This is a genomic window from Amycolatopsis sp. lyj-112 (assembly GCF_046549055.1).
In the GTDB taxonomy this organism is placed as follows: domain Bacteria; phylum Actinomycetota; class Actinomycetes; order Mycobacteriales; family Pseudonocardiaceae; genus Amycolatopsis.
This window is the reverse complement of sequence record NZ_JAJPWS010000005.1, coordinates 462095-485463: the sequence shown is the minus strand read 5'-3', so window position 1 is coordinate 485463 and position 23369 is coordinate 462095. Positions and strand designations below refer to the sequence as shown.

30 protein-coding genes are annotated in these 23369 nt (G+C 68.4%); 22 read left to right on the top strand and 8 right to left on the bottom strand.

What is annotated here, in order from left to right; all coding sequences use genetic code 11:
• Positions 1–69: 69 nt before the first annotated feature.
• A complete protein-coding gene (locus ACLJRL_RS20935) occupies positions 70–837 on the bottom strand; it encodes an IclR family transcriptional regulator (protein WP_410657904.1) in 768 nt (255 codons plus the stop codon).
• Between the two features lie 41 nt (positions 838–878).
• Here ACLJRL_RS20935 and ACLJRL_RS20930 point away from each other — a divergent pair, with 41 nt between their 5' ends.
• Both ACLJRL_RS20930 and dmpG read left to right on the top strand, forming a co-directional pair.
• The gene (locus ACLJRL_RS20930) at positions 879–1781 is read left to right on the top strand and encodes an acetaldehyde dehydrogenase (acetylating) (protein ID WP_410657903.1); all 903 of its coding nucleotides are present in this window, start codon (positions 879–881) and stop codon (positions 1779–1781) included.
• Positions 1778–2812 carry a 4-hydroxy-2-oxovalerate aldolase gene (gene dmpG / locus ACLJRL_RS20925; protein WP_410657902.1) on the top strand — a complete coding sequence of 345 codons (1035 nt, stop codon included), beginning with the start codon at positions 1778–1780 and terminating at the stop codon, positions 2810–2812. The genes ACLJRL_RS20930 and dmpG overlap by 4 nt, the downstream gene beginning before the upstream one ends.
• Here dmpG and ACLJRL_RS20920 read toward each other — a convergent pair.
• The gene (locus ACLJRL_RS20920) at positions 2803–3396 is read right to left on the bottom strand and encodes a TetR/AcrR family transcriptional regulator (RefSeq protein ID WP_410657901.1); all 594 of its coding nucleotides are present in this window, start codon (positions 3394–3396) and stop codon (positions 2803–2805) included. The two genes, dmpG and ACLJRL_RS20920, sit on opposite strands and share 10 nt — an antisense overlap.
• A gap of 90 nt (positions 3397–3486) precedes the next feature.
• On the opposite strand from ACLJRL_RS20920, the gene ACLJRL_RS20915 reads away from it, so the two are divergent.
• The 13 genes from ACLJRL_RS20915 to ACLJRL_RS20855 all read left to right on the top strand — a co-directional run bounded on the left by ACLJRL_RS20915 (position 3487) and on the right by ACLJRL_RS20855 (position 15274).
• The gene (locus ACLJRL_RS20915) at positions 3487–4407 is read left to right on the top strand and encodes an oxygenase MpaB family protein (RefSeq protein ID WP_410657900.1); all 921 of its coding nucleotides are present in this window, start codon (positions 3487–3489) and stop codon (positions 4405–4407) included.
• 12 nt (positions 4408–4419) lie between these two features.
• Complete coding sequence (locus tag ACLJRL_RS20910) at positions 4420–5445, top strand: LLM class F420-dependent oxidoreductase (protein ID WP_410657899.1); 1026 nt, start codon at positions 4420–4422, stop codon at positions 5443–5445.
• A gap of 188 nt (positions 5446–5633) precedes the next feature.
• The gene (locus ACLJRL_RS20905; RefSeq protein ID WP_410657898.1) at positions 5634–7658 is read left to right on the top strand and encodes a neutral/alkaline ceramidase; all 2025 of its coding nucleotides are present in this window, start codon (positions 5634–5636) and stop codon (positions 7656–7658) included.
• A 16-nt stretch (positions 7659–7674) separates the two neighbouring features.
• Positions 7675–8637 (top strand): sphingomyelin phosphodiesterase, encoded by a 963-nt coding sequence (locus ACLJRL_RS20900; RefSeq protein ID WP_410657897.1) that lies wholly within the window; start codon positions 7675–7677, stop codon positions 8635–8637.
• A gap of 34 nt (positions 8638–8671) precedes the next feature.
• On the top strand, positions 8672–9976 hold the full coding sequence (locus tag ACLJRL_RS20895; RefSeq protein ID WP_410657896.1) for an MFS transporter: 1305 nt from the start codon (positions 8672–8674) through the stop codon (positions 9974–9976).
• Complete coding sequence (locus ACLJRL_RS20890) at positions 9973–11379, top strand: pyridoxal phosphate-dependent decarboxylase family protein (protein ID WP_410657895.1); 1407 nt, start codon at positions 9973–9975, stop codon at positions 11377–11379. Before ACLJRL_RS20895 ends, ACLJRL_RS20890 begins: the two co-directional genes overlap by 4 nt.
• A gap of 75 nt (positions 11380–11454) precedes the next feature.
• Entirely contained in the window at positions 11455–11886 is a 432-nt protein-coding gene (locus tag ACLJRL_RS20885; RefSeq protein WP_410657894.1) for an SRPBCC domain-containing protein, read from the top strand.
• Positions 11876–12211, top strand: coding sequence for an ArsR/SmtB family transcription factor (locus ACLJRL_RS20880; RefSeq protein ID WP_410657893.1), 336 nt, complete (start codon positions 11876–11878; stop codon positions 12209–12211). Before ACLJRL_RS20885 ends, ACLJRL_RS20880 begins: the two co-directional genes overlap by 11 nt.
• Positions 12208–12684 carry an SRPBCC family protein gene (locus ACLJRL_RS20875; RefSeq protein WP_410657892.1) on the top strand — a complete coding sequence of 159 codons (477 nt, stop codon included), beginning with the start codon at positions 12208–12210 and terminating at the stop codon, positions 12682–12684. The genes ACLJRL_RS20880 and ACLJRL_RS20875 overlap by 4 nt, the downstream gene beginning before the upstream one ends.
• Positions 12681–13352 carry a DUF899 domain-containing protein gene (locus ACLJRL_RS20870; RefSeq protein ID WP_410657891.1) on the top strand — a complete coding sequence of 224 codons (672 nt, stop codon included), beginning with the start codon at positions 12681–12683 and terminating at the stop codon, positions 13350–13352. Before ACLJRL_RS20875 ends, ACLJRL_RS20870 begins: the two co-directional genes overlap by 4 nt.
• A 256-nt stretch (positions 13353–13608) precedes the next feature.
• Complete coding sequence (locus ACLJRL_RS20865) at positions 13609–14019, top strand: nuclear transport factor 2 family protein (protein WP_410657890.1); 411 nt, start codon at positions 13609–13611, stop codon at positions 14017–14019.
• Between the two features lie 53 nt (positions 14020–14072).
• A complete protein-coding gene (locus ACLJRL_RS20860; RefSeq protein WP_410657889.1) occupies positions 14073–14921 on the top strand; it encodes an LLM class flavin-dependent oxidoreductase in 849 nt (282 codons plus the stop codon).
• 56 nt (positions 14922–14977) lie between these two features.
• On the top strand, positions 14978–15274 hold the full coding sequence (locus tag ACLJRL_RS20855) for a hypothetical protein (RefSeq protein WP_410657888.1): 297 nt from the start codon (positions 14978–14980) through the stop codon (positions 15272–15274).
• A 64-nt stretch (positions 15275–15338) separates the two neighbouring features.
• On the opposite strand, the gene ACLJRL_RS20850 is transcribed toward ACLJRL_RS20855, so the two are convergent.
• Genes ACLJRL_RS20850 through mrf form a run of 4 tightly spaced genes read right to left on the bottom strand, consistent with a single transcriptional unit; the run spans position 15339 to position 18104 of the window.
• Positions 15339–16442, bottom strand: a complete 1104-nt coding sequence (locus tag ACLJRL_RS20850) for a GTP-binding protein (RefSeq protein ID WP_410657887.1) — start codon at positions 16440–16442, stop codon at positions 15339–15341.
• Positions 16439–16597, bottom strand: coding sequence for a 50S ribosomal protein L32 (rpmF, locus tag ACLJRL_RS20845; RefSeq protein ID WP_005149940.1), 159 nt, complete (start codon positions 16595–16597; stop codon positions 16439–16441). The genes ACLJRL_RS20850 and rpmF overlap by 4 nt, the downstream gene beginning before the upstream one ends.
• Positions 16597–16854: a type B 50S ribosomal protein L31 gene (locus ACLJRL_RS20840; protein ID WP_410657886.1), complete on the bottom strand. Its 258-nt coding sequence runs from the start codon at positions 16852–16854 to the stop codon at positions 16597–16599. The genes rpmF and ACLJRL_RS20840 overlap by 1 nt, the downstream gene beginning before the upstream one ends.
• Positions 16851–18104, bottom strand: a complete 1254-nt coding sequence (gene mrf, locus ACLJRL_RS20835) for a ribosome hibernation factor-recruiting GTPase MRF (RefSeq protein WP_410657885.1) — start codon at positions 18102–18104, stop codon at positions 16851–16853. Before mrf ends, ACLJRL_RS20840 begins: the two co-directional genes overlap by 4 nt.
• An 84-nt stretch (positions 18105–18188) precedes the next feature.
• Here mrf and rpmB point away from each other — a divergent pair, with 84 nt between their 5' ends.
• The 6 genes from rpmB (at position 18189) to cobA (ending at position 20885) form a co-directional block, all read left to right on the top strand.
• Positions 18189–18425: a 50S ribosomal protein L28 gene (rpmB, locus tag ACLJRL_RS20830; protein ID WP_410657884.1), complete on the top strand. Its 237-nt coding sequence runs from the start codon at positions 18189–18191 to the stop codon at positions 18423–18425.
• On the top strand, positions 18425–18592 hold the full coding sequence (rpmG, locus tag ACLJRL_RS20825) for a 50S ribosomal protein L33 (protein WP_005149953.1): 168 nt from the start codon (positions 18425–18427) through the stop codon (positions 18590–18592). The genes rpmB and rpmG overlap by 1 nt, the downstream gene beginning before the upstream one ends.
• A complete protein-coding gene (rpsN, locus tag ACLJRL_RS20820; RefSeq protein WP_410657883.1) occupies positions 18592–18897 on the top strand; it encodes a 30S ribosomal protein S14 in 306 nt (101 codons plus the stop codon). The genes rpmG and rpsN overlap by 1 nt, the downstream gene beginning before the upstream one ends.
• 5 nt (positions 18898–18902) lie before the next feature.
• Positions 18903–19142 (top strand): 30S ribosomal protein S18, encoded by a 240-nt coding sequence (gene rpsR / locus ACLJRL_RS20815; protein ID WP_410657947.1) that lies wholly within the window; start codon positions 18903–18905, stop codon positions 19140–19142.
• A 64-nt stretch (positions 19143–19206) separates the two neighbouring features.
• Positions 19207–19614, top strand: a complete 408-nt coding sequence (locus ACLJRL_RS20810; protein ID WP_410657882.1) for an ankyrin repeat domain-containing protein — start codon at positions 19207–19209, stop codon at positions 19612–19614.
• Positions 19615–19667: 53 nt separating this feature from the next.
• Positions 19668–20885: a uroporphyrinogen-III C-methyltransferase gene (gene cobA / locus ACLJRL_RS20805; protein WP_410657881.1), complete on the top strand. Its 1218-nt coding sequence runs from the start codon at positions 19668–19670 to the stop codon at positions 20883–20885.
• A gap of 74 nt (positions 20886–20959) precedes the next feature.
• Here the strand turns inward: cobA and ACLJRL_RS20800 are convergent, their stop codons facing one another.
• Both ACLJRL_RS20800 and ACLJRL_RS20795 read right to left on the bottom strand, forming a co-directional pair.
• On the bottom strand, positions 20960–21505 hold the full coding sequence (locus tag ACLJRL_RS20800; RefSeq protein WP_410657880.1) for a GNAT family N-acetyltransferase: 546 nt from the start codon (positions 21503–21505) through the stop codon (positions 20960–20962).
• A complete protein-coding gene (locus ACLJRL_RS20795; protein WP_410657879.1) occupies positions 21495–22376 on the bottom strand; it encodes an alpha/beta fold hydrolase in 882 nt (293 codons plus the stop codon). Before ACLJRL_RS20795 ends, ACLJRL_RS20800 begins: the two co-directional genes overlap by 11 nt.
• A gap of 140 nt (positions 22377–22516) precedes the next feature.
• Between ACLJRL_RS20795 and ACLJRL_RS20790 the strand changes: the two genes are divergently transcribed.
• Complete coding sequence (locus ACLJRL_RS20790; protein ID WP_410657878.1) at positions 22517–23359, top strand: crotonase/enoyl-CoA hydratase family protein; 843 nt, start codon at positions 22517–22519, stop codon at positions 23357–23359.
• The last annotated feature ends 10 nt before the right edge of the window (positions 23360–23369 follow it).

Sequence of the window (23369 nt, the reverse complement as noted above, 5' to 3'; positions counted from 1 at the left end):
ACCATGGTCAAAGGGAGAAAGACTTTTTGATCTTTATTAAAGCGAACCCCGAGAATGGCCGCTATTTACTTACAAAGTGCGGGAAAGCGCCAAAGCCGCCGTTCGTACCGCGGGCGCGACGCGATTCGTGTGCATGCGATTCGCCCAGCCGGAGATCGACAACGCCGCCACCGCAACACCTTTCGCGTCGAGCAGCGGGCTGGCGGCGCAGGCGACACCGACGCCGGATTCCTCCCTTTCGAACGCGATCCCGTCGCTGTGGATCTTCGCGAGCTGGCGGCGGAGTAATCCGGTGGCGGTGATCGTCCGGACGCTCACCCTGGGCAATCCGGCGTCGATCACCTGGGCCACCACGGATTCGGGAGAATACGCGAGGATCGCTTTTCCGACTCCGGTGGCGTGAGCGGGAAATCGCCCACCGATCCGGGAAGGCAAGGACGGTGCGTCGGGCCCGCGCAAGATGTCGAGATAGACGACCTCGGTGCCTTCCAGCACCGCGAGATGCACGGTGTTCCGCGTCGCCTCACGGAGATCGGCGAGGTACGGGCGGGCCGCTTCGACCAGTCCACGGCGCCGTACCGCCAGTTGGCCTATCTCGAACAGCTTCAGCCCGAGCCGCAGTGCCGAGTCTTCGCGTTCGAGCAGTCCGGTGGCGACCAGGTGACCGGTGAGACGGTGCACAGTGGACTTCGCCAGCCCGGTCCGCCGCGCGAGTTCGGAGACACCGAGGGCTTCGTCGCCCGGACGGAAGGCCGAAAGCAGCGCGGTGATCCGGGCGGCCACGAGGCCGTCCGCTCCGCTCCGTCCGGAGTCGTCGTTCCGCCCAGCGGCACGCATGGGTTGAGTGTGCCCTATCTCCTCGGGGAGCGTCACCGGGCATGGCGCAACGGAAAGCGGTGGCCGCGATCGTCGGTCCCGGCAACATCGGCACCGATCTGCTCGCGAAGCTGAGGCGCAGCGAGCACGTCGAGGTGCGGTACATGGTCGGCGTGGACCCGGATTCGGACGGGCTGGCGAAGGCCGCCGAACTGGGGCTGGAGACCTCGGCCGAGGGCGTGGACTGGCTGCTCTCCCGCGAAGAACTGCCTGATCTGGTCTTCGAGGCCACCTCGGCGAAGGCGCACCTGGCGAACGCGCCGCGGTACGCGAGCGCCGGGATCCGTGCGATCGACCTGACCCCGGCCGCGGTCGGGCCGTTCACCTGCCCCGCCGTCGGCCTGCCCGACCGGCTGGACGTGCCGAACGTCAACCTCATCACCTGCGGTGGCCAGGCCACGATCCCGATCGTGCACGCCGTCTCCCGGGTGACACCGGTGCCCTACGCCGAGATCGTCGCGTCCGTGTCGTCGCGCTCGGCCGGGCCCGGTACGCGGGCGAACATCGACGAGTTCACCGCGACCACCGCCCGCGGTATCGAACTGGTCGGGGGAGCGAGCCGCGGCAAGGCGATCATCATCATCAACCCCGTCGAACCACCGATGATCATGCGGGACACGGTGTTCTGCGCGATCGACCCGGACGCGGACTTCGACGCGGTGACCGAGTCCGTCCACCGGATGATCCAGGACGTCCAGGCATATGTGCCGGGCTACACGCTCAAGGCGGATCCGCAGTTCGACCCGCCCCGGCCGGGCTGGAACGGGCAGGCCCGGGTCGCGGTGTTCCTCGAAGTCGCCGGGAACGGGGACTTCCTGCCGAAGTACGCGGGGAACCTCGACATCATGACGGCCGCGGCCGCCCGCGTCGGCGACCTGCTGGCCACTCAGGAGGTGGCGGCGTGAAGTGGGATGACATCGATCGCGAGGTCCGGCTGGTCGACACGAGCCTGCGCGACGGCAGTCACGCGATGGCGCACCAGTTCACCGAGAAGAACGTGCGCGACACCGTCCGGGCACTGGACACCGCCGGGATCTCGCTGATCGAGGTCAGCCACGGCGACGGGCTCGGCGGCTCGACGTTCAACTACGGCTTTTCCCTGGTGGACGAACGGAAACTGATCGCGGCGGCGGTCGACGAGGCACGCCAGGCGAAGATCGCGGTGCTGCTCCTCCCGGGGCTCGGCACGATGGGCGATCTCCGGGTGGCGGCCGACCTCGGCGCGGGCGCGGTGCGGATCGCGACCCACTGCACCGAGGCCGACGTGTCGGTCCAGCACTTCGGCGCGGCGCGGGACCTCGGCCTGGAGACGGTCGGTTTCCTGATGCTGTCGCATATGTCCACGCCCGAGGCGCTCGCGAAGCAGGGCCGGATCATGGTCGACGCCGGCTGCCAATGCGTCTACGTCGTCGACTCGGCCGGGGCGCTGATCCTGGAAGAGGCGGGCGACCGGATCGCCGCGCTGGTCGCGGAATGCGGCGACCAGGCGCAGGTCGGCTATCACGGGCACCAGAACCTGAGCTTCGGCGTCGCGAACTCCGTGCTCGCCTACCGCGCGGGCGCCCGGCAGATCGACGGTTCGCTCGTCGCGCTCGGCGCGGGTGCGGGCAACTCCCCGACGGAGGTTCTCGCGGCGACGTTCGAACGGCTCGGTATCGGCACCGGCGTCGACAAGGACGTGCTGATGGACGCGGCGGAGAACGTCGTGAAGCCCTACATCACGCGCTTGCCGGTGATGGACCGCTCGTCGATCGTGCAGGGGTTCGCGGGCGTGTACTCGAGTTTCCTGCTGCACGCCGAACGTGCGGGCGAACGGTACGGCGTCCCCGCGCACGAGATCCTCTACCGGGTCGGCGCCGCGAAGTACGTGGGCGGTCAGGAGGACATGATCATCGACATCGCGCTTCAGCTGGTGGCCGAACGCGGTCAAGGTTGACGGTCGGCGCCGAGCACGAGGCGGACGCAATGGTCGATCAGGCGCTCACGGCTCACCTTGAGCGAGCCGTCGAGGTAGGCGATGAACACGTTGCTCAGCGCCCCGACCAGGCCGATCGAGATCATCTGCCGTTCGACCGCGTCGCCGTGCGACAGCTGTCCGCTGACCAGTTCGGCGAACGAGGGCAGGAGCGCGATCCCGCGCGTGGTCAGCGCGGGATCGGTGATCGGCGCGAGCAGGAGCACCCGGCCCTTGCGCGGGTCGTCGACCATCAGCTCGACGAAGACCCGGACGGCGGCCTTGGCCCGGTCGGCGGGGTCGGGGGTGTCGCTGACCGCGTCGACCAGGACTTGGCGCGCCTGCTCGCCGATGTGCTCGTAGACCGCGACGACCAGTTCCTCGCGGTCGGTGAAGCTCTCGTAGAAGTACCGCTCGGTGAGCTTGGCGTGGCGGCAGACCGCGCGGACGCTGACCCCGGCGCTGCCCTGGGTACCGAGCAGGTCGAGGCCCGCCTCGACGAGTTGTTCCCGGCGGGCGGCCTTGCGGTCGTCCAGGGTGGTGCCTGCCCAGCTTCGGCCGGCCATGATCGGCTCCTCTTGTTGACTACGGCCGTTGTCAACTTTAACCTGACAACAGTTGTGGTCAATTTAACCAGCTCATTGAGGAGACCGGGGATGACACAGCCGCAGCCGCTGGGACCGGATTCGCTGACGTGGAAGTACTTCGGTGATTGGCGTGGGCTGCTCATCGCGCTGTGGGCCGGTTCGATGCAGAACATGCACCCCGAGCTGGGCGCGGGCGTCGAGGAGCATTCCCGCTTCTTCGAAGAGCGCTGGCAGCGCCTGTTCCGCTCGCTGTACCCGATCGGGGGAGTGATCTACGACGGCCCGCGGGCGCGGCAGACCGCCCTCGAAGTCCGCGGTTACCACGATCGGATCAAGGGCATCGACAAACACGGGCGGCGCTACCACGCGCTCAACCCGGACACCTTCTACTGGGCGCACTCGACGTTCTTCATGAGCGCGATCCTCATCGCCGACAATTTCTGCGGCGGCATCGGCGAGGCGGAGAAGCGGAAGCTGTTCGACGAACACGTCCAGTGGTACGAGATGTACGGCATGAGCATGCGCCCGGTGCCGGAGTCGTGGGAGGACTTCCAGCTGTACTGGAAGCGCATGTGCGAGGACGTGCTGGAGGACAACAAGGCGACCCGCGATGTCCTCGACATCAAAGACCTCCCGAAGCCGCATTTCCTGCCGTGGTTACCGGACTTCGCCTGGAACCTCGTGCGCGGCCAAGTGGCGCGGAACTTCGTCTGGATGACCGTCGGGCTGTACGACCCGCCGATCCGCGAACTCCTCGGCTACACCTGGACCGAACGCGACGAGCGGCGGCATCGGCGGACCGGCAAGCTGATCAACACGGCGTTCAAACTGGTCCCGCGCGATCGTCGCTACCACCCCCGCGCCCGGGCGGGCTGGCGGCGGGAGCGAGGCGAACTGGCTCCGGGCGCCCCGTTGGTCGAGACTCCCGCGCGGAACCTTCCGCCGCTTTCGGAGCGGGGCAAACCCGAGCACTACTCGCCGAACGTCTGACTAGGAGCCTCGATGAAGCTTGGTTACCACCTCGGTTACTGGTCCTCCGGTCCGCCCGAGGGTGCGTTGGACGCGGTCCTGCGCGCCGAAGAACTCGGCTTCGACTCCGTGTGGACGGCCGAAGGTTACGGCTCGGACGCGTTCACCCCGCTCGCCTGGTGGGGCGCCTCGACCAGCCGGATCAAGCTCGGCACCAACATCGTGCAGATGTCGGCGCGCACCCCGACGGCGACCGCGATGCACGCGCTGACGCTGGATCACCTCTCCGGCGGCCGGTTCGTGCTCGGGCTCGGCGCGTCCGGTCCGCAGGTGGTCGAAGGCTGGTACGGACAGCCATATCCGAAGCCGCTGGCCAGGACCCGGGAGTACGTCGACATCGTCCAGAAGGTCGTCGCCCGCGAGGCGCCGGTGGTCCACGACGGACAGCACTTCCAGTTGCCGCTGCAGAGCGGGACGGGACTCGGGAAGGCGCTGAAGTCCACGGTGCACCCGTTCCGCAAGGAGATCCCGATCTACCTCGCCGCGGAGGGGCCGAAGAACGTGGCGCTGTCGGCGGAGATCTGCGACGGCTGGCTCCCGCTGTTCTTCTCGCCCAAGAGCGACGGCTTCTATCGCACCGCGCTCCAGGAAGGCTTCTCGCGTCCCGGTGCCCGGCACGGTTTCGACGACTTCGAGGTCGCCGCTTCCGTTCCGGTACTCGTGCACGACGACGTCGAGGCGGCCGCGAGCTGGATCAAGCCGTCGCTGGCGCTCTACATCGGCGGGATGGGCGCGAAAACGGTCAACTTCCACCACGACGTCTTCGCCCGGATGGGGTACGAGGACGTCGCCGACAAGGTCCAGGAGCTGTACCTCGCCGGGCGGAAGGACGAGGCGATCGCGGCCATCCCGACGTCTCTGGTGGAGGACACTTCCTTGATCGGACCTGCCGAAAAGATCCGCGACGAGCTCGCCGCCTGGGAAGAGACAGTGGTGACGACGTTGCTCCTGCGGGGTGACGCCGCCACGCTCACGAAGGTCGCGGCGACCCTTTCGTAGGTCTGCGCAAGGTCATGGGATGTCATGAAAGGGTCTTTCAGGACGAAATTTGTCCTGAAAGACCCTTTCATGACAGTTCCGCGAGAACCCCCAGGTGCCTTTCGTAGGTTGCGACCGTGAGGCCCATCACGTAGCGTCCCGGCCACGAACATGAAGTCGGTTCATGTTCGTGGCCGGAGGTGTAGCTCATGGCGGTCAGCCGGAGGCGGGTTCTTGCAGGTGCGGCGGCTTTGCCGGTCGCGGCGGGCGTGCTCGGCGCGCAGGCGGGACAGGCGGCGCAAGCGAGTCCGCAGCAGGGGTTCCGTGTCGGGGTCGGCATCTCCGACGTCACCGGCCCGGCCGCCGAGAACGGCATGATGGGCTACTCGATGCCGCAGCAGCAGACCGCCGGCATCCACCTGCGGACCCGGGCGCGGGCCTTCGTGGTCGACGACGGCGCCAAGCGGATCGCGTTCGTCACCGCGGACCTCGGCGCCCTCTTCCAGTCGGTCCACCAAGGCGTGATGCGTAAGCTCGCCGCCGCGTACGGCACCCTCTACACCGAGCAGAACGTGCTCCTGAACGCCACGCACACACACTCCGCTTGCGGCGGGGATTCCCATTACGCCGCTTACGATCTGGCGATCCTCGGCTTCCAGCAGGAGGTGTACGACGCCGTCGTCGACGGGATCTTCGAGGCGATCAGCCGGGCGCACGCGAACCTCGCTCCCGGGTCGATCCGCCTCGGCCGCGCCGAGCTGACCAAGGCGAGCGTCAACCGTTCGCGGAAGGCGTTCGACCTGAACCCGAAGGCGGACAAGGACCACTTCCCGCAGGCGATCGACCCGGCCGTCACGGTGCTGCGGTTCAGCCAGGGCGGAACCGACGTCGGCGCGATCAGCTGGTTCGCCACGCACGGCACGTCGATGAGCAACGGCAACCACCTGATCAGCGGCGACAACAAGGGTTACGCCGCCTACGAGTGGGAGCACGACCACGCCGGCGTGCGCTACCTCGACGGGCCATCGCGGTTCGTCGCGGCGTTCCCGCAGACCAACACCGGCGACATGAGCCCGAACCTGAACCTGTCCCCGGGGACACCGGAGACGGAGTTCGAGAACACCCGCACGATCGGCGACCTCCAGTTCCGCGCGGCGAAGAGCGCGTTCGACGCGGCGGCCGAAGCCGTGACAGGCGGTGTCGACCACCGGATGTGTTACGTGGACATGTCCGACGTCGCCGTCGACGCGAAGTACACGCCGAACGGGCGCCCGCAGCACACCTGCACCGCCGCGATCGGGGTGTCGATGCTCGCCGGCAGCCGCGAGGACGGCCCCGGGCTGCCGCTGCCGGAAGGCGTGAAGAACCCGTTCATCGACTGGCTCGGCGGCATCGACGCGCCGATCCCGCAGGCGCTCGCCGACGCGCAGGCGCCGAAGGTCGTCGCCGTCCCGTTCGGTGCGATGAAGCCGTACCCGTGGACACCGGAGGTCCTGCCGCTGCAGATCGTCCGGATCGGACAGCTGCATCTGGTGGCCGTGCCCGCCGAACTGACCATCGTCTCCGGGCTGCGGCTGCGCCGGACCGTCGCCGCGGAACTGGGCGTACCGCTGGAGAACGTGCTCGTCCAGGGCTACTCCAACGCCTACAGCCAGTACGTCACCACGCCCGAGGAGTATGACTCGCAGCAGTACGAAGGCGCGTCGACCCTGTACGGCCGGTACACACTTCCGGCGTACCAGCAGGAATTCGGCAAGCTCGCGGCCGCGATGAAGGCCGGGAAGACGGTGCCGCACGGGCCGACGCCGAGGGATCTGCGAGGCAAGCTGATCAACTTCCAGCCCGGCGTCGTCTTCGACAGCCCGCCCGCGTTCAAGTCCTTCGGTGACGTCCTGACCGATGCCAACAGCACCTACCGGCGTGGTGAGAAGGTCGCGGTCGAGTTCGTGACCGGGCATCCGAAGAACGACCTCCGCCGCGGCGGCACGTTCCTGGAGATCCAGCGACTGGTCGACGGCAAGTGGGTCCGCCACGCCGACGACGGCGACTGGGACACGAAGTTCCACTGGACGCGCACGTTCGTCGCCGAATCGAAAGCCGGCGTCCACTGGGTGATCCCCGCGAACGCCCCGATCGGCAAATACCGCGTGGTCCACTTCGGCAACTGGAAGAACGGCTGGAACGGGGCGATCTCCGCGTTCAGCGGAACCTCGCGGACGTTCGTCGTCTCTTGATCGGAAAGGGTCTTCTGTGCGGAAGCTCGCCGTACTCGTCGTCGCCACCGTCGCGCTGCTTTCGGGCATGACCGTGCCCGCGCAAGCCGTCACATCGGTGAAGGTGCTGTCGTTCAACATCTGGCAGCTGCCGTGGATCGCCAGCCCGAATGTCTCCGACAAGAAGGCGAGGGCGAGCGCGGCGGAAGCCGTCATCCGCGCGAACGACGCCGACGTCGTCGTCCTCGACGAGGCATTCAGCGCTCAGGCGGAAGATCTGCGAAACCGCCTGAAGGACCTCTGGCCGCACCAGACGCCGCTCGTCGGCCAGTCCTGCAAGGCGTCAGCGGGCTGGACCACGGTGAACGGGAACTGCTCGAATTCGCCGATCGTGGTCAACGGCGGGGTCACGGTGCTGAGCAAGGCCCCGGTGACCGAGCAGCACCAACTGGTGTTCGGCAACTCCTACTCCGGCACGAGCGACTACCTGTCCAACAAGGGCGCCGCACTCGCCCGCCTGGTCGTGAACGGGAAGCCGCTCTGGATCGCGGGCACCCATATGCAGGCCGACGAAGGACCCGAGACGCTGCCGAAGGCGCACGACATCCGGATGGCCCAGCTCGGCGAGATCCGTGACCTGGTCACGAAATACGCGCCCGCCACGGAGCCGGTCGTCATCGCCGGGGACCTGAACATCGAGTACTGGGCCGGCCAGGAGCGCAAGGACGGCCTCGGCCGGACCCAGGTCCAGCAAGGAGAAGCCGTGCTCGACGGCGTTCTCCGCACGGCGGGCGAAGGTGAGTACACCTTTGACGCGGCGACGAACCCGCACGCCGCGAAGTCCGTTCCGGCGACTTACCGGGACTCGCTCGACTACATCGGCGCCGTGCGCGGAGGCGGCCGCCCACTCGCCGCTGTCGGCCCGGTACAGGTCGTGCATTACGACGGTGGCACGATTCCTTCCGACCACTACCCGGTGGTGGCCAAGATCCAATACTGAGGCCTTCATCGGGAGAATCGCCTCGAGGAGGATCATGGCATCGCTGCCAGCACGAACGAGGTATCGCTACTCGCTCGGCTCGTTCGTCACCGGCGCCTTCGGCACGGTTCCCGGCCTGCTCCTCCTGAAGTACCTCACCGACACGATGGGCGTCGCGGCCGGCGTGGCCGGCTTGATCGTCTTCGTTCCCAAAGCGTGGGACGTCCTCTTCAACCCGATCGCGGGCAGGCTGTCGGACGCGGACATGGTCCGCACCGGCAGCCGCCGCCGGTTCCTGCTTTACGGCGGCATCGGCGTCTCGATCCTCTTCGCGGCCCTGTTCGCGCACCCGGGCTTCGGTGCCCCGGTGCCCGACGCGATCTACGTGGTCGTCGTGTTCCTGTTGTGCGCCACCGCCTACGCCTTCTTCCAGGTGCCGTTCAACGCGCTGCCCGCCGAGCTGACCAATTCGGCCGAGGAACGCACGAAGCTGACCAGTGTCCGGATCGGCTTCCTCGCGGTCGCCATCCTGATCTCCGGTGGCGGCGCGCCCGCGATCACCGACCTCATCGGCGGCGTCGCCGGATACCGCGTCATGGGCGTGTTCATCGCCGTGATCATCCTGCTCGCGACGCTCGGCGTGTACTTCGGCCTGAAGGACGCTCCCGTCGGCGCGCTGCGGCCGAACACGGTGAGCCCGCGCGAACTGTTCCGGACGCTCGCGCAGTGGCGGCCGTTCCGCTGGCTGCTCGGGGTCTACTTCATCCAGGCGCTCGGCATCGGCACGGTGCTGGCGGCGATCCCGTTCTTCGCCGAACGGATCCTCGGCAGCTCGGCGTACTCGACGGTCCTGTTCGTCGGTTTCGTCGGCCCGGCGCTGCTGACCATGCCGCTGTGGCCGAGACTCGGGGCGAGCCTGGGCAAGCTGGCCGGTTTCCGCATCGCCACCGCCGCGTTCGGCGTCGGCCTGCTGGGACTTCTCGGCGCACAGGTGTTCCCGTTCGCGGTCACGATGGTGTTCGTCGCCTTCTGTGGTGTCGGGTACGCGGGTATCTCGGTGTTCCCGCTGGCGATCCTGCCGGACCTGATCAGCGATGAGGAGGAGCGGACCGGCGAGACCAGGGCCGGGGTGACCGCGGGTGTCTGGACGGCGTCGGAGACGCTGGGGCTCGCGCTCGGACCGGGGTTGTGGGGACTCGTGCTGCAGCTCGGCGGCTACCAGTCCAGCGTCGACGCCAGTGCCGCGCAGCCGGACAGCGCGCTCACGGCGATCCTGCTCGGCGCGTCGATCCTCCCGGCCGTGCTGATCGTGCTGGGCATCCCGCTGCTGCGCAAGTCGGTGCTGGAGCGCCGGTCGTGACCGCCGAGGACGTCCTGGAGGAGTTGCGGGAGCTGCGCGCGGGTGACCTCCCGACGCACGGCGGCCGGACGCTGGCCTACGTCTACGACAGCGGACTGTCCGAAGTGGACGAACTGGGTGCCGCGGCCCACGCGCTGGCGTCGTCGGCCAACGGTCTCGACCCGACAGCGTTCCCCAGCCTGTTGCGGATGGAGAACGACCTCGTCGGTTCCGCCGCCCGGCTGCTGGGCGGCACAGGGGAGACGGTCGGCTCGGTGACCTCCGGCGGCACCGAGTCGTGCATGCTCGCGGTGCTGGCCGCCCGCGACGCGCATCCGGAGGTGACGTCGCCGAGCATCGTGCTGCCCACGACCGCGCACGCGGCGTTCCACAAGGCCGCGCATTTCTTCGGTGTCCGCGCGCTTTCGGTCCCGGTCGACCCGGTGACCTTCCGCGCCGTCCCGGACGCGATGGCCGCCGCCGTGGACGACACGACGGTCCTCGTCGTCGCGAGTGCCCCGTCGTACGCGCACGGCGTGCTCGACCCGATCCCGGAGATCGCGGCGCTGCTGAACGGCGTCCGCTTCCACGTGGACGCCTGCATCGGCGGCTGGGTGCTGCCGTACCTGGACGCGGATCTCGGGCCGTTCGGCTTCGACGTCCCCGGTGTCACCAGCGTCTCGGTGGACCTGCACAAGTACGCGTACTGCCCGAAGGGCGTGTCGGTTCTCTTGCACGCCAACGCGGAACTGCGCCGGTCTCAGTACTTCGCCAGTGCCGCCTGGCCCGGCTACACGATGCTGAACACCACCCTGCAGAGCACGCGGTCCGGTGGCCCGCTCGCCGCCGCGTGGGCGGTCGTGCGGCACGTCGGCGACGACGGCTACGCGCGGCTGGCTTCCGCGGCGCGCGAGGCGGCCGTGGAGATCCGCGCCGGAGTCGAGGCGCTGGACGGGGTACGCGTGCTCGGCGATCCGGTGTCGACCCTGCTCGCGTTCACCACGGACCCCGATGCGGGATTCGACCTGTTCACCGTGGCGGACGAGATGCGCGAGCGAGGCTGGTACGTCCAGCCGCAGTTCGCGCACGAGGCGTCGCCGGCGAACCTGCACCTGACCGTGACGGCCGCGAATCGAGGTAGTGAAAAGGAGTTCCTCGCCGATCTCACCGCTTCGGTGAAGGCCGCCCGGGAGAGCGGCCCTGTCGTCATCGACCCGCACGTGGCCGAGTTCGTCGCCGCGCTGGATCCCGCCACGCTGACGTCCGAGCAGTTCGCCGGCCTGCTGGCGGCCGCGGGGCTCGGCGACGGCGCCGGGCTGCCCGCGAGGATGGCGGAGATCAACGCTCTGCTGGCCGCGGCGCCGGGACCACTTCGGGAGCGGCTGCTCCTGGAATTCCTCGGCGCTCTGTACACGCCCTCCTGAATCGCGCCTTGACGCAATCGCCCGGTTGCTATACAAAGTTATAGCAACCGAATGTTTGCTACTTGAGGAGGCATCATGGGATTCCCGGATCGCATCGAACGCACCGTCGAGATCGCCCACCCGCCCGCGAAGGTCTGGACCGCGCTGACGACGGCCGAAGGACTGGGCACCTGGTTCGGGAACCAGGCGAGTATCGACCTGCGTCCCGGTGGCGACGCCGAGATGAAATGGGACGACGGGCACCAGGCCAAGATGCGCGTCGAACGGATCGAAGAGCCCAAGATCTTCGGCTACACCTGGCCGATCTACGGCCTTTCGGACGATGACCCGCGCCGCACCTACGTCGAGTTCACCCTCGAACCGGTCGGCGCCGGCACCCGGCTCACCGTCGTCGAGACGGGCTTCGCGCAGCTCCCCGAGGACAAGCACCGCACGGCGTTCGAGGGAAACACGGGCGGCTGGGCGAGCGAGCTGGGCGAGCTGATCGAATACCTCGATGCCGCCTGACATCGAAGCCATCGCCGAACAGGTCTTCGTCGCACTGGCCGACCCGAGCAGGCGGAGCATCCTCGCCACGCTGGCCTCGAACGGTCCCACCACGGCGACCGACCTGGCCGATCGCCTGCCGATCACCCGGCAGGCGATCGCGAAACACCTCGCCCTGCTCACCGACGCGGGCCTGGTGACGCCGGAACAAGGAGAGCGGCGCCGCGTCCGGTACCGGTTACGCTCGGCCCCGATGCGGGTCGCCCAGCAGTTTCTCGCCGCGCTCGCCCGTGATTGGGACGGACCGCTCGCGGCTTTGAAAGACCATCTGGAGGGATCATCATGAGCTTCACGACAACGTTCACCGTCGACCAATCGCCGCAACAGGCTTTCGACGCCTTCAACGACGTCCGCGGCTGGTGGTCGGAGGAGATCGACGGCGGCACCGTGAACGCCTGCGACGTGTTCGGCTACCACTACGAGGACGTCCACCGCTGCACCCTGCGGATCACGGAATCGGTGCCCGGCCGGAAGGTTTCGTGGCTGGTCCTGGAGAACCACTTCGACTTCATCCAGGACGACACCGAATGGGTCGGCACCACGATCACCTTCGAGATCACCGAGAAGGACGGCAAGACCGAAGTCTGCTTCACCCACCACGGTCTGGTGCCGGAGTACGAATGCTTCGACGTCTGCCACAAGGCGTGGACGTTCTATGTCGGGACCAGCCTGCGGGCCCGGATCACCACCGGCGAGGGGCAGCCGAACCGGAAGAGCGCCTTGCCCTTCGCGGCCGACAACGTGGCGGTGTCGCGATGAAGCCGACGGTGGTCGCGCCGGACGCCTGGGAAGAAGCGCGTCTTCGCCTGCTGGTGAAGGAAAAGGAACTGACCCGCGCCCGGGACGCCCTCGCCGCCGAACGGCGACGGATGCCGTGGGTCGCGGTCGAGAAGCCGTACGAATTCGAGGGCCCTTCCGGCAAGGCGAACCTGCTGGATCTCTTCGACGGACGGCGTCAGCTGATCGTCTACCGTGCCTTCTTCGACCCCGGCGTCGACGGCTTTCCCGAGCACGCCTGCCGGGGCTGTTCGCTGATGGCCGACCAGGTCGCGCACGTCTCCCACCTGAACGCCCGCGACACCACGCTGGTCTTCGCCTCGCGCGGGTCGCAGTCCGACCTCACCCGGATGAAGACGCGGATGGGCTGGACGATGCCGTGGTACACGATCACCGGCGACTTCGACGTCGATTTCGGTGTCGACGAATGGCACGGCACCAACGCGTTCATCCGTGAAGGTGACCAGGTGTTCCGGACCTACTTCGTCAACAATCGCGGGGACGAGGCGCTGGGCAGCACGTGGAGCTACCTCGACCTGACCGCGCTCGGCCGTCAGGAGGCGTGGGAAGACTCGCCGGAGGACTACCCGCAGACGCCGCCCTACGCATGGTGGCGCTGGAACGACGAGTACGAGAACCCCCGCAAGTAGAGGACTAATGGCGAGAGTCGGGGCCGGCGTGACGTCGCGAACTCGTGAACTTGCGTGATCAGGCACGGAACTCACGTGTCTGGATGCCGCACTCGCATGTACGGCTCTGATTACGCGAGATACGTCTCTGATCACGTGAGTGCGGTGCCTGATCACGCGAGTCACCTTGGCCTTCCCCGCAAGTAGAGGACTAATCGCGAGGCGTGACGTCGCGAACTCGCGAGCCTTCGAAGCGTCGTCCGGTTAGTTTCCTGGGATGACCTTGAGCAGCCTGCAGGCCGTCCAGAACGCATGGAAGGCTTTCGGTACCTACGAAGCTGAGAAGATCGCCGCGGTGTTCACCGAGGACGCCGAGTGGCTGGCGCCCCAGGGCAACGCCACCGCCGTCGCCCTGGGTGCGTCGAGCCATCTGGTCGGCAGGGAAGTGATCGTCCAGTTTCTGTCCGAGGACTTCCGGAAGGTGTTCGTCTCCGACGTCGCCATCGAGTTCCGGGGCTTCCACCCGGCAGGCGACACGGTCGTGGTCGAAGAGACCATGACCGCGAAGCTGGCGAACGGCGGGACCTACCGCAACGACTATTGCTTCATTTTCGAACTGCGCCAAGGCCGGATCCATCGCGTGCGCGAGTACATGGACACGGCGAGCGGGCATCGGCAGCTGGGCTGAATTTCAGAGCGGACGCTTGACCTCCAGCGAAGTCGAGGTTCCACGATGGGATCATGAAACTGGGTGTGATCCTCCCGTCCGGCGATCTCCGCACGTCCGCGCGGCAAGCCGAAGACGCGGGCCTCGACAGCGTGTTCCTCGGCGACCACCTGATGACCGGACGTCCGTCGCTCGACAGCACGGTCGGGCTCGCGGTCGCCGCCGCGGTCACGACCCGGATCCGGATCGGGCTGAGCGTGTTCGTCCCGGCGATGCGTCCGCTGGTGTGGGCGGCCAAGCAGATCGCGTCGCTGCAACAGGTGTCCGGCGAACGGCTGATCCTCGGCATCGGTTCGGGCGGGGGAGAAGCCCAGTTCGCCGCGGCCGGGGTGCCGTTCGCCGAACGCGGTCCGCGTACCGACCGGGCGCTGCGGCTGCTCCCGGATCTGTTGGCGGGCAAGACGGTCGACGTCGACGGCGCCATCGTCGAACTGGCCCCGGCGGTGGGGGTCCCGCCGATCTGGGTCGGGAACCGGGGCAGGCTCGTGTTCCAGCGGGTCGCCGAGCACGGCACCGGATGGTTCCCCTCGCTCCTGCCGCCGGAGGACGTCGCCGCCGGGCGGCGACGGCTGGTGGATCTCGGGGTCACGAGCCCGGTGATCGCGGTCGGCGCCACCGGCGCGCTCGGTGGGGGCGAGGACCTGCCGTCGGCGGAGGACATGGGGAAGGGGATAGGCGACGTCTACGGGATGTCGCTCGAACAGGCGATCTCCTTGCCACTGCACGGTTCCGCCGAAGCCGTCGCCGAACGACTGGAGACCTACCGGGCGGCAGGGGCGGCGCATGTCGTCGTCGGGTTGAGCGGGCCGCGCTGGGCCGACCAGGTGCGCCTACTCGGTCGGGTGAGAGCGCTGCTGGGTTGAGAATCCGGTGCTACGGTCCGCCTGATCAGGCAAGATCGATCAGGAAGGATCCGGTGATGACCGCCGCGCACACCGAACACGCCGGCCACACGCACGCCCACGGCGAGGGGTGCGGCCACGTCGCGGTACCCCACGGTGACCACGTCGACTACGCGCACGACGGGCACCTGCACCGTGCGCACGACGGGCATTTCGACGAATGCGAGGCCGGCGTCCACATCCCGCACCAGGGTCACGACCACAGCCACGGCGAGGGGTGCGGCCACGTCGCGGTGCCGCACGGCGACCACGTCGACTACCTGCACGACGGCCACCGGCACGCCGTGCACGGGGATCACTACGACGACCACTGAACCGGCGTGTCATGAAAGGGTCTCATAGGACGAAAAGTGTCCTATGAGACCCTTTCATGACACTTCAGTGCACGTGCACGGCCTCCCACTCGGGGAACGGGTCGTCCACGCTCTCGCCGTCCACAGTGGACAAGCATTCGCCGAGCGAGTCCAGCAAGGCGTCCTTTTCCAGCCCGACGCCGATGAACACGAGTTCCTGCCGAGGCGTTTCCTCGACACCCTGCGGCTCGAACCGCGCGACCGACCCGGCCTGCGACCACAACCCGGTCACGCCGGGACGTGACGCGAGCGAGAAGAACCCCTTCGACCGCAGGACGGTCCCGAACTCGCCGGTGTCGAGCCGCCCGACGAAGTCCCACAGCCGTTCCGGGTCGAACGCCCGCTCGGCGCGGAAGACCACGCTGGAGATCCCGTACTCCTCGGTCTCCGGGACGTGATCGCCGTTGAGTTCGGCCACCCAACCGGGTGCTTCCTGCGCCCGTTCGACGTCGTAGCGCCCGGTGCCGAGCAGCTTGCCGAGCGGCACCCGGCCGTGTGTCGCGACGAGCACCTCCGCCGCCGGATTGAGCCGCCGCAGCACGGCCGTCAGCCGGTCGAGCGAACCGGCCGGAACGAGGTCCGCCTTGTTGAGCAGGAGCACGTCCGCGAACTCGATCTGGTCCATCAGCAGATCGCTGACCGTCCGCTCGTCCTCGGCGTACTGGTCCAGCCCGCGTTCGACGAGCGCGTCCCCGGAGGCCAGTTCCCGTTCGAAGTTCACCGCGTCGACGACGGTGACCATGGTGTCGAGCCGCGCGGAGTCCAGCAGGGTGGCACCGTCCTCACGAGCGAACGAGAACGTCGCCGCCACGGGCATCGGCTCGGAGATCCCGCTCGATTCGATGAGCAGGTAGTCGAACCGCCCGTCCGCGCACAGCCGCGAGACCTCGTCCAGCAGGTCGTCGCGCAGGGTGCAGCAGATACAGCCGTTGGTCATCTCGACGAGACGCTCCTCGGTGCGGGACAGGCTGTTCCCGCCCCGCACCAGCGCGGCGTCGATGTTGACCTCGCTCATGTCGTTGACGATCACCGCCACCCGCAGCCCTTCACGGTTGGCGAGGACGTGGTTGAGCACGGTCGTCTTGCCCGCACCGAGGAATCCGGACAGCACCGTGACCGGCGTCGTCACTCTCCACCCTGATGAAAGTGCTTCATCAGCTTGCGCGGCACCAGTTTCGTCTCGCCGTTCACCTTGATCGGCACCAGATCCGGTACGGCCGCCTTCCACTGCGAGCGCCGGGACCGGGTGTTGCTGCGCGACATCTTCCGCTTCGGGACGGCCATTACTTCGCACCTCCGCGACGCCCGTAGCGGCGGTGGAACTTCTCGACCTGTCCCGCGCTGTCCATGATCCGCTGGGTGCCGGTCCAGAACGGATGCGACCACGAGCTGATCTCGACGTTCACCACCGGATAAGTGTTGCCGTCGCTCCACTCGATGGTCTGCTCGGACGTGGCGGTGGACCGCGTCAGGAAGGCGTCCCCGGTGGAGAGGTCCTTGAACACCACGGGGTGGTAGTCGGGGTGGATGCCGGGTTTCACTGCGTTTCGTCCTTTCGGTTCGACACGTTCGCGTCGTGTTTCTCGGGGTCGATTTCCGTGTCCTCGCACGGTTCTTCGTGCCACTCGCCGAACGGATCCGGGTAGCGGAGCCACTGCTCCTCGCCGGCGGCGAGTTCCTCGTCGGACAGCAGCGCCCCGTTGAGGGCGGCTTCGACCTCGTCCGGCGTGGCCTGATCGGTCACCACGACCAGTTCCTGCGCGCGGTCACCGAACTCCGGGTGCCAGCGCAGCGAGGCGAGCGTGCGGCGGTCGGGGGAGACGTCGGCCCAGTCCGGTCCGCCGGGGGCGGCCAGCCACGGTCCCGCGTGCCCGATGCCGAGACCGCCGCCCGCCGATTCGATCCAGAGCGCCATATCCGGCTGGCTCGCCACCCAAAGCCGCCCTCGGCTGCGGACGACGCCGTCGAGCAGGACATCGATCGCGTCGTGGAGGCGTTCCGGGTGAAACGGACGCTGCGAGGTGAAGGTGAGGAGTCCGATCCCGCAGTCGGTGTGCAGCGGCGGCTCGCCGCGCAGCAGCGGACCGTGCATGTCGGTGACCTCGCCGCGCCGGGCCGTGGCGGGGACGGCGTCCAGCACGGTCTTCCCGTCCACAGCGGACAGTTCGATCCGGGGGATCGACGGCGCGACGCGGTCGAGGACGGCCGAGGCCTTGGCCGCCGACCACGCGTCGGTGGCGGCGCCGGCGAGTACGACCAGGTCGGCGAACTCCACCTGCGAAAGCGCGACCTGGGCGACGGTCCGCTCGTCCTCGGGGCTGGCCTGCAGATTCCGTTCGACGAGCGTCTCGTCGCCGGTCGAGTCGGCCAGCCAGGCGTCGCAGTCGACGACGGCCAGCACCGCCTTGAGATCGACGTCTTCGATCACCGGGCGCTCGCCGACCAGGACGTTGTGCAGTGCCCAGCTCACCGGCTCCGGCTCCATGGCCTCGTCGAGCCGGACCACGATGCGCCGCACCTGCGGCATCCGGGAGAGCTTGCGGAGCAGCGGCAAGAGGTCTTCGCGGAGCGTGCACGAGACGCAGCCGTGCGCCAGTTCGAGGATCGTCAGCTGGTCTCGGTCACCGAGCAGGATGCGCCGCTTGACCACACCGGAATGGATCTGCCGCAGGTCGTGGTGCACGACGGCGGTGCCGGGTTCGGCCAGGCGAAGCCGGTCGGCGAGGTCGGCGTTCGGTCCCGGTGCGAGGCCACTGATCAGGACGAGGGGCACGCGCGGGTTTTCGGTCACTGAAGCTCCGGGGCGTCGATGTCGGTCTGGTTCGCCTGTGTACAGTAAATGAAAACGACTATCGATATCAACTTGGGAGGGCGTATGTCAGCCGTGTGCCAGGTCACCGGCCGCAAACCGGGCTACGGGAAGCAGGTGTCGCATTCGCACCGGCGCACGTCCCGGCGCTGGGAGCCGAACCTGCAGGCGAAGCGGTACTTCGTGCCGAGCGAGGGGCGGTGGGTCCGGCTGCGGGTCTCGGTCAAGGGCATGAAGACGATCGACAAGCGGGGCATCGACGCCGTGGTGGCCGAACTCCGCGCGAAGGGAGTGAAGCTCTGATGGCCAAGAGCACCGACATCCGGCCGATCATCAAGCTCCGCTCGACCGCGGGCACCGGCTACACCTACGTCACGAAGAAGAACCGCCGCAACGACCCGGACCGGATGGTGCTGCGCAAGTACGACCCGGTCGCGCGCAAGCACGTCGAGTTCAAGGAGGAGCGCTGATGGCCAAGAAGTCCAAGATCGCCAAGAACGAGCAGCGCAAGGTCGTCGCCGCCCGCTACGTCGAACGCCGCCGCGCGCTGAAGGCCACGATCGCCTCGCCGTCGGCCTCGCCGGAGGAGAAGGCGCTCGCCGTGTCGGCGCTGCAGGCGATGCCGCGCGACGCCAGCGCCACCCGTATCCGCAACCGGGACACCGCCGACGGCCGCCCGCGCGGCTACCTGCGCAAATTCGGCCTCTCCCGGGTCCGGATGCGGCAGATGGCGCACAACGGCGAACTGCCCGGCGTCACGAAGTCGAGCTGGTGAGCAAGATGGCCCGGCAGGCCCGGGACCGCCCCGTCAAGCGTAAGACGAACCTGTTGCGCGCCAACAAGATCACCGAGGTCGACTGGAAGGACGTCGACCTGCTGCGGAAGTTCGTCTCCGACCGGGGCAAGATCCGCGCCCGCCGGGTCACCGGGCTGACTCCTCAGCAGCAGAAGCAGGTCGCCACCGCGATCAAGAACGCTCGCGAGATGGCGTTGCTGCCCTACCCCAACGCGGGTCGCTGACGCCCTCGGTCCGGGCGGCACGACGCGCCGCCCGGACCGAGGTTCCTGTGGAAGAATCGGCCGTATGACGGAGAACCCCGGACAGGCCGAGGAATTCGATCCCGAACTGCTGGAACTGTGGGCGAAGGTCTTCGGCTTCGCCCGGGCCGGCGCGACAGCGGAACTCGCCGCCTACGTCGACGCGGGCGTTTCGGCGAACCTGACCAACGACCGGGGTGACACCCTGGTCATGCTCGCCGCCTACCACGGGCACGCGGACACCGTCGCCGCGCTGCTCGAACGGGGCGCCGACGCGAACCGCGAGAACGACAAGGGACAGAGCCCGCTCGCCGGCGCGGTGTTCAAGAACGTGCCGGAGGTGGTGAAGGTGCTCATCAAAGGCGGTGCGGACCCGGCGGCGGGGGAGCCGTCGGCGATCGACGCCGCCAGGATGTTCGGCAACACCGAACTCCTGGCGCTGCTGGAGAGCTGAGGCGGTTCTCACTCGGATCGCGGTCGGGGCGGGTGTCTCTTTACACTGCCCCGATGGATGACCCGCATTACCTCTCCGGCCTCGACCTGGCCGGCCGTCGTGTCGTGATGATCGGTGGCGGAACGGTGGCCCAGCGCCGGCTGCCCCGGTTGATCGGCGCCGGCGCGCGGGTCGAACTGGTCTCGCCGCACACCACGCCGTCGGTCAGCGCCATGGCGGACGCGGGGGAGATCGTCTGGCACGAGCGCGGCTACACCGAGGGCGACCTCGCCGACGCCTGGTACGCGCTCGCGTGCACGAACGACCCCGAGGTCAACGCCGCCGTCTGCGCCGAGGCCGAACGCGCGCGGGTGTTCTGCGTCCGCGCCGACGACGGCGACCGCGGCAGCGCGGTCACCCCGGCTTCGGGACGGCACGGCGGACTGCTGGTCGGCGTCCTCTCCGGCGGGGAGCCGCTGCGGTCGGCGACCGTGCGGGACAGCATCCTCGACGGCCTCCGCGCGGGCACCGTCGCCGACGGGCGGGTACCGGTCGCCCACGACGAGCTTCCCGGGGTCGCGCTGGTGGGCGGCGGACCCGGCGACCCGGAACTGATCACCGTCCGCGGCCGCAGGCTGCTCGCCCGGGCCGACGTAGTCGTCGCCGACAGGCTCGCTCCGCGCGAACTGCTCGACGAACTCTCACCGGACGTCGAGATCGTCGACGCCGCGAAGATCCCCTACGGCCGCGCGGCCAGCCAGGAAGTGATCAACGCCACCCTGATCGACCGGGCGAAGGCGGGCAAGTTCGTCGTCCGGCTCAAGGGCGGCGACCCGTACCTGTTCGGTCGCGGGTTCGAAGAGGTCCTCGCCTGCGCCGAAGCGGGAATCCCGGTGACGATGGTCCCGGGCATCACGAGCGCGTTCTCCGTGCCCGCCGTCGCCGACATCCCGGTGACGCACCGCGGCGTCGCGCACGAGGTCGTGGTGGTGTCCGGCCACGTCGCGCCGGGCGACGAGAAGTCGCTGGTGGACTGGGATCTGCTGGCGAAGATGCGCGGCACGATCGTGCTGATGATGGGTGTCGAACGGCTTCCGCTGTTCACGAAGGCGCTCTTGGAGGGCCGCCCCGGGGACACGCCGGTCGCGATCGTCGAAGACGGCACGATGCGCACACAGCGGGTACTGCGGTCTACTTTGGACAGTGTGGTCGAGGATGCCGCCGCGGCCGGGGTACGCCCGCCCGCGGTGATCGTGTTCGGCCCGGTGGCAGGCCTGGCTCAGCCCTCCTGAGTCCGTGTTCTCAAGTCCGTGAAGGCCTCCTTGAGGGACTCTGAGTCCCTCAAGGAGGCCTTCACGGACCAAAATCACGCCGAGACGTAGAACCAGTCGGCACCGTCGTCGCCGGGGGTGTCGAATTCCTCGGCCCGGACCAGGCCGGCCCGGAGGGCCACCCGCTGCGACGCGATGTTCTCCGGCCGGACACGAGCGATCACGACGTCGTCCGGCCGGTGGGTGTGCGCCCAGTCCACCGCCGCCGTGGCGGCCTCGCCGGCATACCCGTGCCCCCAGGAAGCGGGGAAGAACCGGTAGAAGAGGTTCAGGACCGCGTGCCGCCGGTAGCCGACGATCTTCACCCCGCAGATCCCCAGCGGCTCCGGCGAGTCGTGGCGGCGGACCATCCAGTACCCGAACCCGTACCGGTTCCACTGGTGTGTCCAGCGCAGGAGCAGCAGGTCCGCGTCCCGTCGCGTCTCCATCAGGTCGGACGGGTTGTGCGCGCAGGCCTCCGGATCGGTGTGGAGGGCGAAGATGGCGTCGAGGTCGTCGGGCCCGGGCCGGGTGAGGAGCAGACGGCCGGTCCGCATTTCCTCCGCGCCCGAGTCCCGGGTCGGGGGCGGTTCAACGCTCATGGCAGCGCGCGGAGAAGTCGGCGATCGCGGTGGTCAGGCGGCTGGGGTCGAAGCGCAGTTCCACCGGGCTGCGCGCCTGGACGAACTCGGCCGCCGCCATGTCTGCGGCGAGGGTGTCGGCGTCGCCGAACGGATGGATCGGGTCACGCTCGTGCCCGATGATCAAGGCCGGGGTGTCGATCTTCCGCCGGATCGACTTGGGTGGCGCGATCCGGCCGAACAGGACGCCGTGCAGGAGTGCGGCCATCGGCGCCGGCTGTTGCGACAGCGTGTCGGTGACGACGTCGACCCACTGGTTGCCGTGCGGGACGAGTTTCGCCACCATCGCCACCCCCTGCACGGTCACCGGCAGGAACCGGGCGGCCATGAGCAGCGGCGCGAACGTGATCAGCCCGGCGACGATGGCGTTGTCCAGCACCGGCATCTCGACGATCAGCCCGAGCGCGCGCTCGGGCGCGGCGACACCCACTTCGAGCGCGACGTTGGCGCCCAGCGACGTCCCGCCGATGACGGCTGCGTCGATGTCCAGATGGTCGAGCAGCGCGATGGTCTGCTCCGCGAAGGCGGGCATCGAGTACAGCCAGGAGTCGGTGGGCCGGTCGGAGTCGCCGTGGCCGAGCAGATCGAGGGTGATCGTGCGGAAGCCGGCGCGCGCCAGTTTGCGGGCGAGCGGGGCGTGCATCCGTCTGGTCAGCATGATGCCGTGGCTCAGCACCACCACCCGATCGCCCGAACCGAACTCGGTGTAGGCGAGCCGGTGGCCGTCGTGGGTGAAGGACCCGGACAGCTCGATCGGCCGGGAAGAGCGCCCCTCTTCGGGGACGGGTGCGGGCAGGTCGGCGACCGCGGCGGCGCTACTGGCCGGGCTCATATCCCACCGTCCTTCGTCGATCGTCTGTACTCGTCGGTAATACTCGGTAGTACCAGGAAAGCATCTCAAGGCCGCCGCGGCACAGTGGCATGCACCGTCGCCGTTGGCAGTCTTTCGATCACATGAGTCAGGATGGCCCCATGACCGCTACAGCCGACAGTCTTCCCGATCTCGTTTCGCTCAAGGTGGAGATCGACGGGCACGTCGCCGAAGTGACCTTGCTCGGCCCGTCCAAGGGCAATGCGATGGGCCCCGATTTCTGGCGTGAGCTGCCGATCGTCTTCCGCGCGCTCGACGCGGACACCCAGGTGCGGGCGATCGTGCTGACCGGCAGCGGCGCGCACTTCTCCTACGGTCTCGACCTGCCCGCGATGATGCCCGGCTGGGGCGAGATGCTCGGTGGCGACGCGCTCGCCGGACCGCGGTCTAAGTTCCTCGACGAGGTCAAGTCCCTTCAGGCTAGCGTGTCCTCGGTCGCCGAATGCCGTAAACCGGTCATCGCGGCCATTTCCGGCTGGTGCATCGGCGGCGGCGTCGACGTGATCGCGGCGGCCGACGTCCGTCTGGCGAGCGCCGACGCGAAGTTCAGCGTGCGCGAGGTCAAGGTCGCGATCGTCGCCGACCTCGGGAGCCTGCAGCGGCTCGCGCCGATCATCGGCGAGGGGCACCTGCGCGAACTGGCCTATACCGGCAAGGACATCGACGCCGCCCGTGCGGAGAAGATCGGCCTGGTCAACGACGTCCACCCGGACCAGGAGACGCTGCTGGCCGAGGCGCGCAAGATGGCGCAGGAGATCGCGACCAACCCGCCGCTGGTCGTCCAGGGCACCAAGAACGTGCTGTCGGCGGGCACCGAACGCCAGATCGCCGAGGGTCTGCGGTACGTGGCGGCCTGGAACGCGGCGTTCCTGCCCAGCAAGGACCTCGGCGAGGCGGTGCAGGCCTTCCTCGAGCGGCGCGCGCCGCAGTTCAAGGGAGAGTAGAAAGAACCGG

Excerpts from the sequence above, each read along its gene's own strand:
- cobA (WP_410657881.1), top strand. The coding sequence starts at position 19,668 with ATGGATGACCCGCATTACCTCTCCGGCCTCGACCTGGCCGGCCGTCGT.
- rpmG (WP_005149953.1), top strand. The coding sequence starts at position 18,425 with ATGGCCAAGAGCACCGACATCCGGCCGATCATCAAGCTCCGCTCGACC.
- rpmB (WP_410657884.1), top strand. The coding sequence starts at position 18,189 with ATGTCAGCCGTGTGCCAGGTCACCGGCCGCAAACCGGGCTACGGGAAG.
- ACLJRL_RS20915 (WP_410657900.1), top strand. The coding sequence starts at position 3,487 with ATGACACAGCCGCAGCCGCTGGGACCGGATTCGCTGACGTGGAAGTAC.
- ACLJRL_RS20920 (WP_410657901.1), bottom strand. The coding sequence starts at position 3,396 with ATGGCCGGCCGAAGCTGGGCAGGCACCACCCTGGACGACCGCAAGGCC.
- rpsN (WP_410657883.1), top strand. The coding sequence starts at position 18,592 with ATGGCCAAGAAGTCCAAGATCGCCAAGAACGAGCAGCGCAAGGTCGTC.
- ACLJRL_RS20870 (WP_410657891.1), top strand. The coding sequence starts at position 12,681 with ATGAAGCCGACGGTGGTCGCGCCGGACGCCTGGGAAGAAGCGCGTCTT.
- ACLJRL_RS20860 (WP_410657889.1), top strand. The coding sequence starts at position 14,073 with ATGAAACTGGGTGTGATCCTCCCGTCCGGCGATCTCCGCACGTCCGCG.
- ACLJRL_RS20875 (WP_410657892.1), top strand. The coding sequence starts at position 12,208 with ATGAGCTTCACGACAACGTTCACCGTCGACCAATCGCCGCAACAGGCT.
- rpmF (WP_005149940.1), bottom strand. The coding sequence starts at position 16,597 with ATGGCCGTCCCGAAGCGGAAGATGTCGCGCAGCAACACCCGGTCCCGG.
- ACLJRL_RS20790 (WP_410657878.1), top strand. The coding sequence starts at position 22,517 with ATGACCGCTACAGCCGACAGTCTTCCCGATCTCGTTTCGCTCAAGGTG.
- ACLJRL_RS20910 (WP_410657899.1), top strand. The coding sequence starts at position 4,420 with ATGAAGCTTGGTTACCACCTCGGTTACTGGTCCTCCGGTCCGCCCGAG.
- ACLJRL_RS20930 (WP_410657903.1), top strand. The coding sequence starts at position 879 with ATGGCGCAACGGAAAGCGGTGGCCGCGATCGTCGGTCCCGGCAACATC.
- ACLJRL_RS20905 (WP_410657898.1), top strand. The coding sequence starts at position 5,634 with ATGGCGGTCAGCCGGAGGCGGGTTCTTGCAGGTGCGGCGGCTTTGCCG.
- ACLJRL_RS20935 (WP_410657904.1), bottom strand. The coding sequence starts at position 837 with ATGCGTGCCGCTGGGCGGAACGACGACTCCGGACGGAGCGGAGCGGAC.
- ACLJRL_RS20810 (WP_410657882.1), top strand. The coding sequence starts at position 19,207 with ATGACGGAGAACCCCGGACAGGCCGAGGAATTCGATCCCGAACTGCTG.
- ACLJRL_RS20865 (WP_410657890.1), top strand. The coding sequence starts at position 13,609 with ATGACCTTGAGCAGCCTGCAGGCCGTCCAGAACGCATGGAAGGCTTTC.
- rpsR (WP_410657947.1), top strand. The coding sequence starts at position 18,903 with ATGGCCCGGCAGGCCCGGGACCGCCCCGTCAAGCGTAAGACGAACCTG.
- ACLJRL_RS20880 (WP_410657893.1), top strand. The coding sequence starts at position 11,876 with ATGCCGCCTGACATCGAAGCCATCGCCGAACAGGTCTTCGTCGCACTG.
- ACLJRL_RS20800 (WP_410657880.1), bottom strand. The coding sequence starts at position 21,505 with ATGAGCGTTGAACCGCCCCCGACCCGGGACTCGGGCGCGGAGGAAATG.
- ACLJRL_RS20885 (WP_410657894.1), top strand. The coding sequence starts at position 11,455 with ATGGGATTCCCGGATCGCATCGAACGCACCGTCGAGATCGCCCACCCG.
- ACLJRL_RS20895 (WP_410657896.1), top strand. The coding sequence starts at position 8,672 with ATGGCATCGCTGCCAGCACGAACGAGGTATCGCTACTCGCTCGGCTCG.
- ACLJRL_RS20855 (WP_410657888.1), top strand. The coding sequence starts at position 14,978 with ATGACCGCCGCGCACACCGAACACGCCGGCCACACGCACGCCCACGGC.
- ACLJRL_RS20795 (WP_410657879.1), bottom strand. The coding sequence starts at position 22,376 with ATGAGCCCGGCCAGTAGCGCCGCCGCGGTCGCCGACCTGCCCGCACCC.